This is a genomic window from Agromyces sp. NPDC056965, assembly GCF_042673425.1.
Taxonomy (GTDB): Bacteria; Actinomycetota; Actinomycetes; order Actinomycetales; family Microbacteriaceae; genus Agromyces.
This window is the reverse complement of sequence record NZ_JBHURI010000019.1, coordinates 1-16,371: the sequence shown is the minus strand read 5'-3', so window position 1 is coordinate 16,371 and position 16,371 is coordinate 1. Positions and strand designations below refer to the sequence as shown.

Below are 16,371 nucleotides of genomic sequence, written 5' to 3'. Positions count from 1 at the left end.
GTCGTCGACTATGAGAATCTCGGGCGCGTCACCAGGGCTCGTCGGCCGCCGGCATGAGGGTTCGCAGCTTCGCGACTCCCTCGGGGAAGCACGCGTCGAAGATCTCGGTCGCCGAGACCTCGTCGCCGTAGTCGCCGGTCAGCCGGAGTCCGACGATCGCGTTGATGAGCATGCCGGTGGCCATGAACTCGCGCGACTGCTCTTCGGAGAACCCGGCCTCCTCGCGGAGGAATCGCCAGATCTCGCTGAACCCCGCGCGGGCGACCCTGCCGATCACGGGCTCTCCGCCGAGCGCCGTCGAGCCCGCGATCACCGAGAGCATGCCGCGCTCGGCCAGCAGCGCCGTGTACGCGGTGCCCATGCGCTCGCCGCGCCCCTCGACCGGACCGGGCAGCGCCGCACGGAAGTCGCCGATCAGGCGCGCGTACGCCCGCTCGATGACCTCGACGAAGAGCTTCTCCTTCGTGCCGAACAGCCGCACGACGTAGGGCTGACTGACGCCGGCGGCGCGGGCGACCTCGTCGGTCGTCGTGCCGACGTAGGTCTTCGCGCCGAACACCGCGGTGGCGGCCTCGAGGATGAGCTCGCGGCGGTCGGCCGCCTTCATTCGCGGAGCCGTGGGAACCGATTCGACCGTCATGGTTGACATGTTATCAGTCGATTACTACAGTTCGAAGTAATCATCCGATAACAACAAGGAGCGCGGTCGTGTCCACCACCACTCTCGATGCCGCAGTTCGCCCCGCCGAGCGCCGTTCCGGCGCCCGGCGCCCGAGCCCGATCTGGCTCGTCCTCGTCGCCACGGCGCTGCCGATGTTCATGGCGACGCTCGACAACCTCGTCATGACCAACGCGCTGCCGGTGCTCCACTCGGAGTTCGGCGCTTCAGTCGAAGAGCTGCAGTGGTTCATGAACGCCTACACGCTCGCCTTCGCGAGCACGATCCTCATGGCCGTCGCACTCGGCGACCGGTTCGGGCGGCGCACGGTCTTCGTGATCGGCATCGTCGTCTTCACCCTGAGCTCGGCGCTCGCCGCCCTCGCCACCGATCCCGGCCAGCTCATCGCGGCGCGCGCCGCGCAGGGCTTCGGCGCCGCGGCGATCATGCCGCTCTCGCTCACGCTGCTCGCCGGCTCGGTGCCGATCGCGCGCCGACCGCTCGCGATCGGCATCTGGGGCGGCGTCTCGGGCCTCGGCGTCGCCGTCGGCCCGCTCATCGGCGGCGCGATCATCGAGGGCTGGGCCTGGCAGGCGATCTTCTGGATCAACGTGCCCATCGGCCTCGCGTCGATCGCGCTCGCGCTCGTCGCCCTGCCGAACAGCTTCGGCGCGCGACTGCGAGCGGATGTCGTCGGCCTCGTGCTGTCGGGCCTCGGCCTCCTCGGCCTGGTCTACGGCATCGTTCGTGGCAACGACGCGGGCTGGTCGAGCCTCGAGGTGCTCGGCAGCCTGATCGCGGGCGGTGCGCTGCTGGCCGCGTTCATCGCATGGGAGGCGCGCACGCCGGCGCCGCTCCTGCCGCTCCGCCTCTTCCGCGACCGCAGCTTCACCGTGGCGAACCTCGCGGGCTTCGGGTTCAGCTTCGGCGCGTTCGGCTCGATCTTCCTGCTCATCCAGTTCCTGCAGGTAGTGCAGGGCGCGAGTCCGTTCGAAGCGGCACTGCAGACCTCGCCGTGGACCCTCGCCCCGATGATCGTCGCCCCGCTCGCGGGCGCGTTCGCCGGACGCATCGGCACCCGTGCGCTCATCGTCGCCGGGCTCGTTGCGCTGTCCGGCGCCCTCTTCTGGCTGGCGCAGTTGCTCGATGCGGCCACCGAGTTCTCCGCCTTCGTCGCACCGTTCATCCTCGCGGGCGTCGGCATGGGACTCGTGTTCGCACCGTCGGCGACGGCCGTGCTCGCGACCATGGCGCCGAACGACCACGCCAAGGCGAGCGGCACCAACTCGATGCTGCGCGAGGTCGGCGTGGCGCTCGGCATCGCCGTGTCGACGGCGGTCTTCACCGGGGCGGGCGGCGCGCTGACGCCGACCGACTACGGCATCGGGGCCCAGCCGGCGGTCATCGTCGGTGCGGCCGTGCTGTTGGCGTCGGCGCTCGTCGCGCTGTTGCTGCCCGCCGGACGCGCCGTGCCATCGGCGACCGGCGCCCGGATCCGCGAGGCCGACCTCGTGCGCTGACGGCCCGGCAACGACGAAGTCCCCACCGGCGGCGCCGTGCGGGGACTCCGTGCGGGTGGCCCGCGAGACCTAGTAGGTCGAGATGTTCGGGTTCGACGCCGCGAACGCGAACAACGCGATGAAGAGGATGATGCCGATCACGATCGATGCGAAGCCGATGATGACGGCGGCGAGCGCGAGGCCGCGGCCGCGCTCGCCCGTCTTCTTCACCTGGCTGAGGCCGATGAAGCCGAGCACGATCGCGACGATGTTGAACCCGACGATCGAGAGCACGAAGCCGACGATCGAGAGGACGTTCCACTTCTCGGCGGGCGCCGACGGTGCAGGCACGGGGGCGGGAGCGGGAGTGGTCATGTGTGAGGTTTCCTTGCTGTAGTGGTCGACGGATTGCCGAACCGAATACTGACAGCGCCCGCGAGTCGGTGTCAATGGAGAGAACTCTCCGTATTGCGCCGTGCGACTCCGCGTGTCGCGGCGGCCTGCGTCACGTCGGCATCACGTCGGCGTCACGTCACCGCCGCGCACGGAAGGCCGCGCGTTCCTCGGGGGCGAGGTGCTCCGTGGCGTACGACAGCATCGTGCGAGGCATCCGCGCGGCGTACTCGTCGAGGAAGTCGGTGAGCGCCCCGCGATCGACTCGCTTGCCGAGCTCTCGCAGCATCCAGCCGACCGCCTTGTGCATGAGGTCTTCGCGGTCGGCGAGCAGCCGGGGTGCGAGCCGGAGGATCGGTCCGCCGTCGCCGGCCTTGATGTAGGCGAAGGTCGAGAGCACCGCCACCCGTCGCTGCCAGAGCGAATCGGATGCCGCGAGCTCGTCGAGCAGCGGCGACCCGTCCCCGCCGTCGGCCAGGAGCACCTGCCCCACGAGGAACTCCGCCGACGCATCGACGAGATCCCAGTTGTTCACGCGCCCGGCCCGCACCGCGTCGAGGTAGGCGCGGTGCAGCGACGCGACCGCGGCATCGTCCCGGGTACGCGGCCTCATGGCGAGCTGCAGCTGCCGCACCATCACGAGGAGGGCGGCGAGCCGATGTTCGTGGACCTCGCTCGCGAGCAGGGCGGATGCCTCCAGCAGCGGCATCCGCTCGAAGCCCTTCACGATCGTCCGGGTCGCCGGCACGCGAACGCCGACGAAGACGTCGCCGTCGCCGTACTCTCCGGGGCCGGTCTTGAAGAAGCACTGGAGGAACGCAGCGTCCGCCGGATCGCCTGCGGCATCGATCGCGGCGGCGAGCGCGGTCGCGGTCAGCTCGGACGGGACCGGCGCGGGCGAGTCGGACATGAGCCGCACTCTACTGCGCCCACTCCCCACTGCGCCCACTCCGCGTGCACGCATGCGACGGGGCCCCGGCGGCGGCCGGGACCCCGTCGGGTCGAGCGCGTCACCGGAGTCGATCCGAGGATGCGCCGTGCTCGAGCTCGTGCTGACGACGCGACTCGGCATCGCTGCGAGCCTCGGCCTGCTTCGCGGTGCGGACGCCTTCGACCACCGCGGTCGATGAAGACTCGGCATGACTGCGGGCCTCGGCCTGCTTCGCGCTGCGCACGCCTTCGACCACCGCGGCCGACGGCACGGATGCAGCGGCGTCTCGGGCGTGGAGCTCGGCGCGCATCGCGGCCGACTCGCGCCGCGCCGAGTCCTGGAGCTGCTGCTGCGACTGCGGAACATTCGCGGGCTCGGTGTCAGTGCCGCGCACCCCTGCGCATGCGGTGAGTACGACGAGGAGGGCCACTGCTCCGATGGCCGCTGCTCCCGTCTTCGTGGTGTACATGATCGTTCCTTCCACTCGTTGATTGAACATTCCTCACGGTAAAAGGGGGTCCGACAAGCGTCATCCGGATCCGCACCGGACTCTCGGTCGGTGCGGGCGCACCCTGCACCACGTGCGCGCACCTGCCCGACTCAGTGGCAGCACCCGCTCCAAGGTCGAGGAACCGTCACGACACCCTCCCCCGGCAGCGCCTGCGCGCGATGGCGATCTCCGCCGCGGATTCTTGCGCTCACGCAACAATCCCGCGTCGGGGCACAACCAATCGCAGAGCCTCCGCTCGTAGCCTTGAAGAGCACGGCGATTCGCGCCGCGCACGTCCCAGACGCACACTCACTCCCTCATCGAGGATCGGAGGTTCACATGTCGAGCAACACCACGATCGACGCCATCATCGGCGAACCCGAGGTTCTCGAGGACGCGGTGACCGCCGCCGACCTCGCACTCGCCGAAGGCGTCGAGACGGATGCCGCATGGCTCCGCCTCAAGGAATCGGCGACCGCGCTCCAGGCGCTGCAGGTGAAGGACGGCTCGGTGCCCGAGGCATCCGATCGTGCCGAGGCGTCGACGCTCGTCGACGCGATCGTCGAGTCGATCGAGGCGCTCGCGCCGCGGTTCCCGCACGAGGCCGAATACCTCGCGGCATCCGTCGTCGACTTCCGCCGCTGGCAGTCCGAGGGCTTCGGCGTGCCCGACTTCCTCGACTCGCTCGTGGCGTTCCAGCCGCAGCGGCACCGCATCGACGGCATCCGCCACCTCGTCGTCTTCCCCATGTACACGCAGAACGGCTCGTCCGACCGGCACGTCGAGGCGCTCGTCGTCGAGACGATCTGGCCCGAGTTCATCGCGGAGCTCGAGGCGGGCGACTACGGCAACAAGCTCTTCGTGAGCCTGCGCCTCGTCGACTTCACGCCCGGGTACGACACGAACTCGGCGGTGCTGTTCCCCGAGACGGTCGCGATGCGCGAGATCCCGACGTTCACGTGGGGCGCGATCTTCCAGGACCGCGAGGCGGCGCGCTACCGCCGTGTCGTGCGCGCGGCGTCCGACATCACGAAGCTCGAGCTGCCCGCCGATGCGGCGGCGCTGCTCGAGGACCAGGAGCTCGCCGAGCGCACGTTCGTGATGTGGGACATCATCCACGACCGCACGCACATGCGCGGCGACCTGCCGTTCGACCCCTTCATGATCAAGCAGCGGATGCCGTTCTTCCTCTACTCGCTCGAGGAGCTCCGGTGCGACCTCACCGCGTTCCGCGAGTCGGTGAAGATCGAGCGCGCACTGAACGCGCGCCTCGCTGCCGGCGAGGAGCTCACCGACGTCGAGGAGCAGATGCGCTCGACCGGCAAGCTCGTGCAGTACGCCGTGATCTTCGACCGCATCTTCCGGTTCGCGATCACGGGTTCGCGCGTGCGCAACTACGACGGGCTCGGCGGCCAGCTGCTGTTCGCGTGGCTGCACCAGAAGCACGTGCTCGACTGGACGGACGTCTCGCTGAGCTTCGACTGGGACGCCGTGCCCGACGCGGTCGTCGAGCTCGGCGACGCGATCGACGAGCTGTACTGGAAGTCGATCGACCGCCCGAAGACGGTGCACTGGCTCGCCGCCTACGACCTCGTCACGAGCGTCGTGACGCCGAACCCGGCGTCGGTGTGGGCCGAGGGCCTGCCCCGCGAGGTGCTCGCCGGCCCGCCGAAGGGCTACACCGACCTCGTGATGGACGACGAGTTCCCGCTCTCGATGTTCTACGAGGCGCTCGACAAGAAGATGAAGCCCGTCATCGAGTCGACGGTCGGCATCACGGCAGCGAGTGCCTGAGTCCATGGCAGCAGTCGACCTGTCCGGCCGGACGGTGCTCATCGCGGGAGCGACGAGCGCCTCCGGCCGGGCGGTCGCCCGCGCCCTGCTCGAGGCGGGCGCACGCGTGGTGGCCGTCGGCAGCGACGAGGAGCGCCTCGTCGGCCTCGAGGCCGAGCTGCCGGGCGTGATCGGCGAGCGCGCCGACCTCACCGACGGCGACGATGTGCTCGAACTCGCGATGCGCGTGCACGCGAGGGTCGGCGACCTCGACGGGGTCGTGCACCTCGTCGGCGGATGGCGGGGCGGCGGCGGCATCGCCGGCCAGACCGAAGAGGACTACCGCGTGCTCGAGCGTTCGTTCACGGCGCTCCGCTACGTCAGCCGCGCGTTCTGGGACGACCTCGTCGCATCCCCCGCGGGCCGCATCGCGATCGTCTCGTCGACGACGGTCGAGCGACCCACCGCGGGCGGCGCCAATTACACCGCGGTGAAGGCCGCGAGCGAGTCGTGGATGCGCTCGCTCGCACAGGGCTTCGGCAAGGCGGGCGACACCGCGGCCGCGGTCACGTTCCGCGTGCAGGCGCTCGCCGGCCTCGAAGACACGCTCGCCACCGCGGTCGTCGACCTCTGGGGCACGGATGCCGCGGAGCTGAACGGGCGAGTCGAGACGCTGTCACCCGAGGCCTGAGGCCGACCGGTTCGAGCGACGTCAGTCGGTCGAAGGCGTCAGTCGGTCGGCGGCGGCGCGTCGTCGGGCGCCTCGGTCGCAGCAGGCGGCGGCGGAGCCGCGGCGGGCGGCACGGGCGGCCGCGACTGGTCTTCGCGCACGGCCTCACCGAGGCATCCGTCGTTCTCGCCGCCATCTCCCTCGAGGGCGAGCCGCCAAGCGGCCTGGCCCTCAGCGGTGAGCCCGGCGGGCATCGCCGGGGCCGTCGACGTCGGGTCGCGCGGTTCGGTGGTCCACCACTCCCACTCGCGGTACTCGTGGCCGGCAGCGACCATGCACTCGCGCACGAGCTGCTGGAAGCCGAGCCAGGCCTGCTGCTCCTCGGGCGTCGGCATCGGGTCGGCCACCGGCGGGCTCGTGGTGTTCGGCGTCGGAGTCGGGGTCGGAGTCGGTGGCCGGGTCGCCTCGGGCGGAGTCGACGGCTTCGGCAGCGGTGCGTCGTCGCTGTCGGCCCCGTCGGCGGGAGCGCCGGGGGCTTGGCCCTGCGCCTCGCCCGCGTCGACGTCGAAGGCGTCCGAACCCGTCGCGACCGGCTGCGGCGAGCGCGCGTCGTAGAGCACCGGGGCGCCGGTGGAGGCGGCGGCGACGCCGACGAAGATCGACCCGACGAAGAGGGCCGTGACAACGGCACTGAAGACGACGGTCTTGCGCATCGGGCACCTCCCGCAGCGATTCGGGAACGACCGCTCGGCCGCTCGGTGGTGTCCGAGCCATGGTACACGCCCCCCGAACGGGGGGCGAACCCGCGCCCTACACGGCCGCCGGCCCCTGCTCCGAGATCTCCTCGGGCGTGTCGGGCGACTCGCCCGTCGCGACATCCGCCGGCGACCCCTGCTTGCGGCTCAGCCAGAGGAACGGCACGGCGAGCGCCTGGATGCCGCCGCTGACGAGCAACGACCCCGGATAGCCCCAGAGGTCGGCGGAACGGCCGAGCACCGGCTGGATCACGGCGCCGCCCGTGCTGCCGAGCAGGGAGTCGAACGAGAGCACGGTCGCGCGCTGCTGCGACGGGATCATGTCGTTGAGGTACGCCTGCTGCACCGGGCCGGCGGCCGCGTCGACGAGCCCCCACACGGTGAGGAGCACGAGCGCGATCCAGAAGTTGCGGTTCACGCCGAGCGCGAGCAGCACGAGGCTCGAGACCACGAGGCTCAGGATGATGGTCGTCGTGCGCTTGCGGAATCGCCGGCGCACCCAGGGCGCCACGAGGCCGCCGATGACCTGCGAGCCCGACAGGATCGCCGCGGCGAGACCCGCGATCGAATACGCACCGGTGTCGCCCCAGAGCTCGACGAGGTAGGGCTGCAGCGCGTAGAAGACGTAGAAGCCGACGCCGGTCGTGAAGAACGACGCGAACATGACGTAGCGCACCGGCCGCCGCCCGAGCCCGTACTTCACCGAGGCGTTGAAGACCTCCTTCGTCGCCTGGATCGGGTGCGCCCGGCCGGCGGGCGTGAACCCGAGGTCGCGCATCACGAGCGCCGCGACGACGAACATGACGATGAGGATTCCCGCGCGGATCAGGAACGGCACGCCGAGGTTCGTCGCCTGCGCGACGACCCCACCCGCGATCGACCCGATGAACATCGCCGCGCCGGCGAGCGCGAGGCCGCGCCCGAAGACCCGCTCGAGCCCGCCCGTGTAGCCGGTCGCGGCGAGCGCGTCGACGAGCCACGCCTCGACGGCGCCCGAGAAGAAGGTGAAGCCGAGCCCGAGCAGCACCGAGACGATCGCCCACATCCAGAACGGCGAGTGGCCGACCCAGAGCAGGTAGTACAGCACGGTCGTCACCGCGAGCGTGACGGTGCCGAGCAGGTACGAGACCCGCCGGCCGAGGGTGTCGGCGACGACGCCGGTCGGCACCTCGAAGATCACCATGCCCACCGAGAAGAAGGCGTTGGCGGCGAACGCCTCGAAGTTCGTGAGGCCGGCGTCGAGCAGGAAGAGCGTGTTGACGCCCCAGATGAACGAGGCGGCGAGGGTGTTGCCGATGAGCAGCGTGAAGTACGTCGCCTGCACCCGGCGCGCCGCCGGGTTCGGTGCCGTCTCCTCGCGCGTCGCGCGTTCGGCCATGCGACACATCTTGCTCGCTTCGGGCGCGCACCGCCACGATCGTCTTCTCGAGCGGGGAGCGCGCGGCGGGTGCCGCACTGTCAGCGGATGCCGCTGCGGCGCGCTGCTCGACGCGGCATCCGTCGCCCCGCTACGCTCGCGGCATGATCCGCTTCCTCATCCGCACGGCGATCTCGCTCGTGACCGCCGCCCTCGGCCTGCTCGTCGCCTCGTGGATCCTCCCCAACTTCCACATCGAGTGGGGCGGGTTCCTCATCGCGATCATCGTCTTCACGATCGCGCAGGCGGTGCTCGGGCCGTTCATCTTCAACGTCGCGCGTCAACACGCCTCGGCGATCCTCGGCGGCATCGGCCTCGTCTCGACGTTCGTGGCGCTGCTCATCGCCTCGCTCTTCCCGGGCGGCATCACGATCGACGGCTGGGTGACCTGGGTGCTCGCGACCCTCACCGTGTGGATCATCACGGCGCTCGGCACCTGGCTCCTGCCGCTCATCTTCCTCAAGGAGAAGGCGAAGGGCGCCAAGGCCTGAGCCGCGGCATCCGCAGGGCTCAGCGCCTCGTGGCCTCGCCGAGCGTGACGACTCAGTGCATGTTGTCGTTGCCCGCCTCGTGCACGGCGCGGCCCCAGCAGCCGGCGTCCTCCCAGCGGTAGGCGGCGCCGAGGCCGGCGTCGCCGTCGAGGGCGAGCGACCACTCCGCCTTCTCCCCCTCGGTGAGGCCCTCGGGCTGCGCCGGCAACCCGATCGGGGCGTCGGGATTCGCCGGGTCGACGGCGACCTGGTACTCGGGGTTCCACCACTCCCAGTAGAGGTACTCCTGCCCCGCCTCGGTCATGCACGCACGCACGAGGTCCTGGAAGTCGAGCCATTCCTGCCGTTCGGTCGGCAGCGATGGGTCGTCGTCGGGCACTGGAGCGCTGAGCGGCTTGCCTGCGGCACGCGCTGCGGCCTCGGCCGCGTCGCCCACGTCGGCGCAGCCGCCGCCGGGGTTGTAGATGTCGGGGCCGTACAGCGCCTGCGTCCAGAGGACCGAAGTCTCGTAGTCGAGCCCCCTCGGCTGCGCGTCGTTGCCGAGCCACCACTGCCAGTCGAGGAACTCGAACCCGGCGTCGGCCATGCATTTGCGGATGACGACCTGCTTGCCGAGCCATTCCGAACGTTCTTCGGGTGTCACGTACTCGGCGTTCAGCGGATCGAGGTACGGGTTGTAGTCGGCGGCCATCGGGTCCGTGCCGGATGCAGCCGCGAGCTGCGAACTCCCCTCGACCGCGGCGGGCGCGGCGACCGCCGTCTGCTCGGGTCGCGGCTCGGCACTGTCGTCGATGCCGGACGAGACGAGCTCGGCTCGGGGCTGGCCGGCGTCGTAGGCGGCGGCGCCGAGCGCGACGATGGACGCCCCGCCGAGCACAGCGCCCGTGATCGCGGCGATCGCGGCGATGCGTTGCACGTTCATGCGATGGTTCCTTCCGGGTCGAGCGCGGGCGATCGGTGCACCCGTTCGGGTCGAGCAGCCCACAGGGCCTTGGCCGATGGCAGCCACCAGGCGGACATCGAAACGAAGAAGAGCACACCGGCGGCCGACATCACGCGATTGATGAGGATGGTCTCGCTGAGCGCCGAGGTGTAGACGGCGTCGAGCGTGGTGCTCGTGGCGATGAGCGCGTACATGCCGAAGCGGAGCAGCACGTAGCTCGCGACGGCGAGCCAGAGCGCGCCGAGCCAGCGTGCTTCGGGCACGAGCGTCAGTGCCGAGCCGATGAGCGCGAGGCCGAGTCCGACGACTGCCGCTGCGACGAGATCCCAGGCACCGGCCCACGAGCCGTCGAGCATCCCGGCGCCGACCCGCACAACGATGAGCACGCCCCAGGCCACGAGCAGCGCCGTCGCGACGTGCGCCAGCGCGGGCAGCGCGAGCGGGAACGTGCCCCTCGGCGCCGTCAGCGAGACGCCGCGCAGCCGTGCGACCCGCCACGCGAGGTCGGCGGGAACGCCGCGGATCGCGCGACCGACGATCGAACGACCGACGGTCGGCGCACCGCCCGCCGCCGCCCGCTCCTCGAAGACGTCGGACTCGAGTTCGGCGAGACGATCGGCGGCGACGTCCTCCGGCAGGTCGCGCGTGTACCAGCGGCCCCACGCGAGCACGGCGCGATCGCTGCGATGCGCGGCACGGTCGCCCCGATGATCGGATGCCGCTCTCTCGCGCTCCTCGAGAGCTCCGCCGACGCGCTCGACGGTCACGCGAAGGCCGCCTTCGCCGGCACGGCTGCGGCGACCCGTCGCGCATCGAGCTCGGTGCGGTAGGCGAGTTCGCCGGCACCCGTGACCCGGTACAGGCGGCGCCGCGGACGCCCCTCGGCCGCACCGATCTCGGCGTCCTCCCAGACGGACTCGAGCAGGCCCCGCTCGCTCAGTCGGGCGAGCGCCTTGTAGAGCGTGCCGTGCGCGGTGAGCGCCGCGGCATCCGCTCGCTCGGCGATGCGCTTCGCGAGCGCGAAGCCGTAGAACTCCCCGTCGTCACCCTGCAGCTCCATGCCGGCCGCGAGGATGTCCACCTCGAGGTCGACGAGTCGTCCTTCACGTCTGCGCGCCATGGGAAGAGAATAGGAAGATACCTTCCCGTTGGCAAGGCTTCGAGCGATACTGAGCAGGATTCGGAATTCGGAGCACCTCGGGTTAGCCTGCTCGTCACCATCCGCGAACCGACGCGGATCCGTACCGGGAGCCCCCACCCATGCGCAAGCGCACCGTCGCGCTCATCATCGTCGCCGCCGTCATCCTCGCCCTGCTCGGCGGGGCCTACTGGGCGGGTCGCCACCTCTTCTTCGAACCCACCGCGAAGGGCGTCGACTCGATCGTCGCCGAGCTCGACGGCGAGCGCGTGCTCGGCGTCTTCGCCCACCCCGACGACGAGCAGACCGTCAACGGACTGTTCTTCCGCGCCCACCAGGGCGGGGCGTACACGGCCATGATCACCGCGACGCAGGGCGAGGCCGGGCACCAGACCCCCGTGGTCGCTCGGCAGGAGGACCTCGGCGACATCAGAAAGGCCGAGGCGCTGAAGAACAGCTTCAACCTCGGCGTCGACCGGCACGTCGTATGGGACTACCCCGACGGAGGGGTGCCCGAGGCCGATGAAGACGAGCTCGTCGCGCGCGTCGTCGCCGAGATGAAGCGGGTGCGCCCCGATGTCGTCGTCGGCTTCTGGCCCGAGAGCGGGGCGACCGGCCACAAGGACCATATGCAGATGGGCCGGGTCACCGAGCTCGCGATCGCGGAGCTCGAGGCATCCGGCGGTTCGTACACCGGGCCAGAACACCTCGTGTACACGATCAGCCCGTCGGGTGCCCTCTCGGTCTTCGGCGGCGAGGCCGGTGCATTCGTCGTCGCGAACCAGCCGAAGCCCGAGTACGCGATGAGCGCCGAGGTGGCGAAGAAGCACGAGGGGTGGACGATCCACTCCTCGCAGTCGAACTACATGCAGGAGTCCTACATCCTGCCGACGTGGCTCATCTACGCGCTCTGGGACCAGGAGTTCTACCACGTGCGCGATCTCGAGGCCGATCCGCTCGGTTGAGCCCGGGGCGAATCGCCCGCGCCCTCGAGGCGGTGAGCATCGACCGTCGCCTCGGTCTCCTGTGGAGAACTTCGATTGGATGCCACCTGTCGAGGAGGAGTCGGTCGAAAACAGGGGCTGATCACGTATTTCTCGGGCATTCGGATGTCGGTGGGTGGTGGCAGAGTCGTCGACATGACAGGCATCCGCGAGGCGCTCGAGCAGGTTCGGGCGGCGCTCGGCGCTGCGCTCGACGTCGACGCGCCGCGTGGCCTCGGCGACGACGAGCTGCTCCTCGCGGCGGGCGCACTCGAACGCGTCGGGCGACTGCTCGACGCGCACCGTGCAGTATTCGCCGGTGAGATCGCCGACCGTTCACTGGCCGAGCTCGGCGGTCAGCGGTTGTCGGCGCGCAAGGGGTGTCGTTCCGCGGCCGAACTGCTCGAGCGGGTGACGCAGGTCTCGGGCGCCGAGGCGCGTCGCCGCATCAGCGTCGGCGTCGCGACCCGCGCCGGCAGCGGCCTGACCGGGCAGCCCGTGCCCGCGCAGCACCCGCACGTGGCAGCAGCGCTGAGCGCAGGCGAGATCGGCGCCGACGCGGCAGCCACGATCATCCGCGAGCTCGGCCGCACCCGCACCGTCGCCGACCCCACCCGACTCGACGTCGCCGAGCGCGAACTCGTCGACCAGGCGACCGGCTCCGGTGACGGGGCGCCGGTACGCGCCAGCGCCGACGAACTGGCCGTGCAGGCGCGAGCATGGGCGGCCTTCCTCGATCAGGACGGGCCCGAGCCCGACGACGAGCGGGCGATGCGCCGGCGGGGCTTCCGCGTCGGGCGGGCGCGCGACGGCCTCATCCCGATCTCGGGCGAGCTGCTGCCAGAGGTCGCGGCGAAGCTCACCCGTCTCCTCGACGCGCACCTCTCGCCCCGCAGCGGTGGCGGATTCCTCACCGACACCGAGCGCGCCGACCTCGCCGTGCAGGCCGAGACCCGCACCAACGAGCAGCAACGACACGACGTGCTCGCCGCGATCATCGACACCGCCGCACGGTCCGGCGAACATCCCACCATCGGCGGGGCGGCCCCGACCGTCCTCGTCAGCGTCCGCGCATCCGACCTCGACGCCTCACGGGGCGCGGGCCACGCCGACGGGGTCGAGGTGCCCATCTCGCTCCGCGCAGTTCGGCACATGATGTGCACCGGCGGAACCCAGACCGTGGTCTCCGACGACGCCGGCCGCATCATCCGCCTCGGCTCCCCCGAACGCTGCTTCACTCCGCACCAACGCCGGGCGATCACCCTTCGCGACGGCGGTTGCCTCATCCCCGGCTGCACCGTTCCCGCCGCCTGGTGCGAGATCCATCACGTCATCCCCGACAGCCGCGGCGGCCCGACTCACCCCGACAACGGAGTGCTCCTCTGCTGGTACCACCACCGCTCGATCGACAGCTCCGGCTGGGCGATCCGCATGCGCCGCGGAGTACCCGAGATCCGGCCACCCGCGTGGCTCGACCCTGGCGGTGGCTGGCGCACGTCGACCACCTCGCCGACCCGGCTCGCCGACCGACTCGCCGACCGACTCGACCTCCCCGCACCGCCCGAACGCGCCTCGGCGTGAGCGATCGCGCGACCGGAAACCCGGAAACCCGGCAACCGCTCAGAACCGCCGCGTGAAGGGCGCGGGCTTCCGCATGCGCACGAGCAGCACGATCGGGATGAGCACGTACGGCAGGTTGAACGCGAGGAACTTCACGGGGTTCGTCGTCTGCCACTCGGGCTCGCCGAAGAACTCCACGCCGAACACGATGATGCCCGTGATCGTCGAGATCATGGTCGCGTAGATGACGCTCGGCAGCTGGATCCAGTTCCACCCGCGGATGAGCGAGATGACGAGCACGATGTAGAACGGCATGTAGACGAACGCCGAGAGCCCGGTCACGATGCGCATCCACACGGGCGGCTCCATGAAGAGCGGGTCGGTGTCGCTCGCGTACCAGTAGTTGGAGTTCACGAAGAAGTTCGACGACGGCTGCGAGATGTCGACGCCGAGGGTCGGCAGCATGTCGCTGATCAGACTCGTGATCGTGAAGAGCGAGAAGACCACGATGAAGAACCAGTCGAACGGGCGCTCGCGCAGACTGAGGTTCGGGGCGGTCGTCGAGTCGGCGGTCATGGTTCGAGAGCGTATCGACCCGGATGCCGCGCGCGCCGGCACCTCGAGGCGCGCCGGCATCTCGAGCCGCGCCGGCATCTCCGTCGCCCGACGGATCCGCGCGGCCCGGGCCACTCGCTAGCGTTGTGGCATGACTGGCATGACTGGCGTGACGACTGCCGCGACTCCGCCCGTCGTCGAGGGCGTCGAGTGGGTACGTCCGCGGCCGGGGCGGCGCGCCCTCCGCAACGACCTGATCCTCGCGATCGTGCTCGCCCTCGGCACGGCCGCGACGGTGGTGCTGTACCGCCTCGCCGGGTGGGGCGAGGGCGACGGGGAGAACGAGGGCGCCCCGTGGTGGGGCTCGGTGATCTGGGTGGCCGCGATGACCCTGCCGCTCGCGGCACGCCGCATCCAGCCCGAGTTCGTCGCGCTCGTGGCATCCGCGACCTTCATCGTCGGCGGTGTCGTGCCCGTCGGCGACGCACTCTTCAGCAACATCTGCCTGTTCGTCGCGATCTACACGGTCGGGGCGTGGAGTCGCAGCCGCCGTCGGGCGACGATCGTGCGCGGCATCATCGTCGTGGGAATGTTCGGGTGGCTGTTCTGGGGGCTCATCTACTACTCCGCCGTGCAGGACTACCTGCCCGACTTCTCCCGCGAGGGAGCCCTCTCGCCCTACCTCGCGTACGGCCTCATCAACGTGCTCACGAACCTGCTCTACTTCGGCGGCGCTTGGTACTTCGGCGACACCGCCTATCGTTCAGCGCGATCGCGCGCCGAACTCGAGCAGCGCACGGCCGAGCTCGCTTCGGAGCGCGAGCGCACTCGCGCCCAGGCCGTCGCGATCGAACGGTTGCGCATCGCCCGCGAGCTGCACGACGTCGTCGCGCACCACGTCTCGGTGATCGGCGTGCAGGCCGGAGCCGCACGGAGGGTGCTCGCGAAGGATCCGGCCGCCGCGGCGACCGCGCTCTCGTCGATCGAGTCGAGCGCCCGCGACGCCGTCGACGAGTTGCACGGCCTGCTCGGCACCCTCCGCGGCGATGCGGAGACGGGGCCGGTCGCCGTGCTCGACGAGGCGCTCGGACTCGCCGTCGACGACCGCGAGCCTGCGACCACGAGCACCTCGACGCGGGGAATCGCGCGCCTCGACGAGCTCGTCGCGGAGTCGACGGCGATCGGGTTGCCGACGACGCTCGCGATCATCGGCGACGCCGTCCCCGTCTCCGCGGTCGTCGACCTCAGCGCGTATCGCATCGTGCAGGAGGCCCTCACCAACGTTCGGAAGCACGCGGGCACCGCCGCGACCGCCGAGGTGCGCGTGCGCTGGGCCGATGAGTCGGTCGAGGTCGAGGTGACGAACTCCGGCCCCGTGATGCGAGCGGCGAGCGACACGGCGACGGATGCCTCGAGCCGCCGCCTCGGCCAGGTCGGCATGCGCGAGCGGGCCGCCGCGGCCGGCGGCCGCCTCGAACTCGGACCGCGATCGCGCGGCGGTTACCTCGTGCGCGCCGAGTTCCCGCTGCGCCGGGCTGAGGAGGTGCCCGCGTGAGCATCAGGGTGCTCGTGGTCGACGACCAGTCGCTCGTGCGGGGCGGGTTCCGCACGATCCTCGACTCCGAAGACGGCATCGAGGTCGTCGGCGAGGCCGCGAACGGCGAGGAGGCGATCGCCGCGGTCGCGGCACTCTCGCCAGACGTCGTCTGCATGGACGTGCAGATGCCCGGCATGGACGGACTCGAGGCCACTCGCCGCATCACCGCCGACGAGGCATCCGCTGCCGCCGTGCTCGTACTCACGACCTTCAACCGCGAGGACTACCTCTTCGCCGCCCTGGAGGCCGGGGCCAGCGGGTTCCTGCTGAAGAACTCGAGCCCCGAGCAGCTCATCGAGGCGGTGCAGGTGGTCGCGCGCGGCGACGCACTGCTGTCGCCGGATGTCACGCGGCGCGTGATCGAGGCCGTGGCGAGCCGAACGGGCGCCTCCGGAACAGGAGCGATCGACTCCGCGGCATCCGGAACAGGCACCGGCGGCTCGCCGCACGCCGAATCACCTGTTCCGAGCTCACCCCAACTCGACACGCTCACCGACCGCGAGCGCGAGGTGCTCGAG

At 70.8% G+C, this 16,371-nt stretch carries 18 protein-coding genes; 8 read left to right on the top strand and 10 right to left on the bottom strand.

The genetic code is table 11. From position 1 onward, the window contains the following. Positions 1-28: 28 nt before the first annotated feature. Entirely contained in the window at positions 29-640 is a 612-nt protein-coding gene (locus ACFTQE_RS06930) for a TetR/AcrR family transcriptional regulator (RefSeq protein ID WP_376924346.1), read from the bottom strand. A 68-nt stretch (positions 641-708) separates the two neighbouring features. Here ACFTQE_RS06930 and ACFTQE_RS06925 point away from each other — a divergent pair, with 68 nt between their 5' ends. Continuing rightward, positions 709-2,178 (top strand): DHA2 family efflux MFS transporter permease subunit, encoded by a 1,470-nt coding sequence (locus ACFTQE_RS06925; RefSeq protein WP_376924345.1) that lies wholly within the window; start codon positions 709-711, stop codon positions 2,176-2,178. Between the two features lie 69 nt (positions 2,179-2,247). On the opposite strand, the gene ACFTQE_RS06920 is transcribed toward ACFTQE_RS06925, so the two are convergent. From ACFTQE_RS06920 to ACFTQE_RS06910, 3 genes are all read right to left on the bottom strand, one after another. Further along, complete coding sequence (locus tag ACFTQE_RS06920) at positions 2,248-2,532, bottom strand: DUF4190 domain-containing protein (protein ID WP_376924344.1); 285 nt, start codon at positions 2,530-2,532, stop codon at positions 2,248-2,250. Between the two features lie 157 nt (positions 2,533-2,689). Continuing rightward, positions 2,690-3,460 (bottom strand): DNA alkylation repair protein, encoded by a 771-nt coding sequence (locus tag ACFTQE_RS06915; protein WP_376924343.1) that lies wholly within the window; start codon positions 3,458-3,460, stop codon positions 2,690-2,692. A gap of 100 nt (positions 3,461-3,560) precedes the next feature. Then, positions 3,561-3,950 (bottom strand): hypothetical protein, encoded by a 390-nt coding sequence (locus ACFTQE_RS06910; RefSeq protein WP_376924342.1) that lies wholly within the window; start codon positions 3,948-3,950, stop codon positions 3,561-3,563. A 360-nt stretch (positions 3,951-4,310) separates the two neighbouring features. Here ACFTQE_RS06910 and ACFTQE_RS06905 point away from each other — a divergent pair, with 360 nt between their 5' ends. Next, complete coding sequence (locus tag ACFTQE_RS06905) at positions 4,311-5,765, top strand: DUF6421 family protein (RefSeq protein WP_376924341.1); 1,455 nt, start codon at positions 4,311-4,313, stop codon at positions 5,763-5,765. Between the two features lie 4 nt (positions 5,766-5,769). After that, positions 5,770-6,435, top strand: a complete 666-nt coding sequence (locus ACFTQE_RS06900) for an SDR family NAD(P)-dependent oxidoreductase (RefSeq protein ID WP_376924340.1) — start codon at positions 5,770-5,772, stop codon at positions 6,433-6,435. Positions 6,436-6,473: 38 nt separating this feature from the next. Here ACFTQE_RS06900 and ACFTQE_RS06895 read toward each other — a convergent pair whose 3' ends face one another. Together ACFTQE_RS06895 and ACFTQE_RS06890 are read right to left on the bottom strand one after the other, a co-directional pair. Then, positions 6,474-7,127: a hypothetical protein gene (locus tag ACFTQE_RS06895; protein WP_376924339.1), complete on the bottom strand. Its 654-nt coding sequence runs from the start codon at positions 7,125-7,127 to the stop codon at positions 6,474-6,476. A 97-nt stretch (positions 7,128-7,224) separates the two neighbouring features. Then, a complete protein-coding gene (locus ACFTQE_RS06890) occupies positions 7,225-8,547 on the bottom strand; it encodes an MFS transporter (RefSeq protein WP_376924338.1) in 1,323 nt (440 codons plus the stop codon). A gap of 143 nt (positions 8,548-8,690) precedes the next feature. Here ACFTQE_RS06890 and ACFTQE_RS06885 point away from each other — a divergent pair, with 143 nt between their 5' ends. Then, positions 8,691-9,077 carry a phage holin family protein gene (locus tag ACFTQE_RS06885; RefSeq protein ID WP_376924337.1) on the top strand — a complete coding sequence of 129 codons (387 nt, stop codon included), beginning with the start codon at positions 8,691-8,693 and terminating at the stop codon, positions 9,075-9,077. A gap of 52 nt (positions 9,078-9,129) precedes the next feature. Here the strand turns inward: ACFTQE_RS06885 and ACFTQE_RS06880 are convergent, their stop codons facing one another. From ACFTQE_RS06880 to ACFTQE_RS06870, 3 genes are read right to left on the bottom strand one after another with little or no spacing between them, the layout of a single operon-like run. Beyond that, positions 9,130-9,999, bottom strand: a complete 870-nt coding sequence (locus ACFTQE_RS06880) for a hypothetical protein (RefSeq protein WP_376924336.1) — start codon at positions 9,997-9,999, stop codon at positions 9,130-9,132. Further along, positions 9,996-10,787: a hypothetical protein gene (locus ACFTQE_RS06875; protein WP_376924335.1), complete on the bottom strand. Its 792-nt coding sequence runs from the start codon at positions 10,785-10,787 to the stop codon at positions 9,996-9,998. Before ACFTQE_RS06875 ends, ACFTQE_RS06880 begins: the two co-directional genes overlap by 4 nt. Next, on the bottom strand, positions 10,784-11,140 hold the full coding sequence (locus ACFTQE_RS06870) for a PadR family transcriptional regulator (RefSeq protein ID WP_375835982.1): 357 nt from the start codon (positions 11,138-11,140) through the stop codon (positions 10,784-10,786). The genes ACFTQE_RS06875 and ACFTQE_RS06870 overlap by 4 nt, the downstream gene beginning before the upstream one ends. A 140-nt stretch (positions 11,141-11,280) precedes the next feature. Here ACFTQE_RS06870 and ACFTQE_RS06865 point away from each other — a divergent pair, with 140 nt between their 5' ends. Beyond that, the gene (locus tag ACFTQE_RS06865) at positions 11,281-12,123 is read left to right on the top strand and encodes a PIG-L deacetylase family protein (RefSeq protein ID WP_376924334.1); all 843 of its coding nucleotides are present in this window, start codon (positions 11,281-11,283) and stop codon (positions 12,121-12,123) included. Between the two features lie 174 nt (positions 12,124-12,297). After that, entirely contained in the window at positions 12,298-13,722 is a 1,425-nt protein-coding gene (locus tag ACFTQE_RS06860; protein WP_376924333.1) for a DUF222 domain-containing protein, read from the top strand. 39 nt (positions 13,723-13,761) lie between these two features. Here ACFTQE_RS06860 and ACFTQE_RS06855 read toward each other — a convergent pair whose 3' ends face one another. Beyond that, positions 13,762-14,277: an EXPERA domain-containing protein gene (locus ACFTQE_RS06855; protein WP_375835987.1), complete on the bottom strand. Its 516-nt coding sequence runs from the start codon at positions 14,275-14,277 to the stop codon at positions 13,762-13,764. Positions 14,278-14,407: 130 nt separating this feature from the next. On the opposite strand from ACFTQE_RS06855, the gene ACFTQE_RS06850 reads away from it, so the two are divergent. Both ACFTQE_RS06850 and ACFTQE_RS06845 read left to right on the top strand, forming a co-directional pair. Beyond that, positions 14,408-15,811 (top strand): sensor histidine kinase, encoded by a 1,404-nt coding sequence (locus ACFTQE_RS06850; protein WP_376924332.1) that lies wholly within the window; start codon positions 14,408-14,410, stop codon positions 15,809-15,811. Continuing rightward, positions 15,808-16,371: response regulator transcription factor (locus tag ACFTQE_RS06845; protein WP_376924331.1), on the top strand; the 564-nt coding region annotated here is incomplete at its 3' end. The genes ACFTQE_RS06850 and ACFTQE_RS06845, both read left to right, overlap by 4 nt.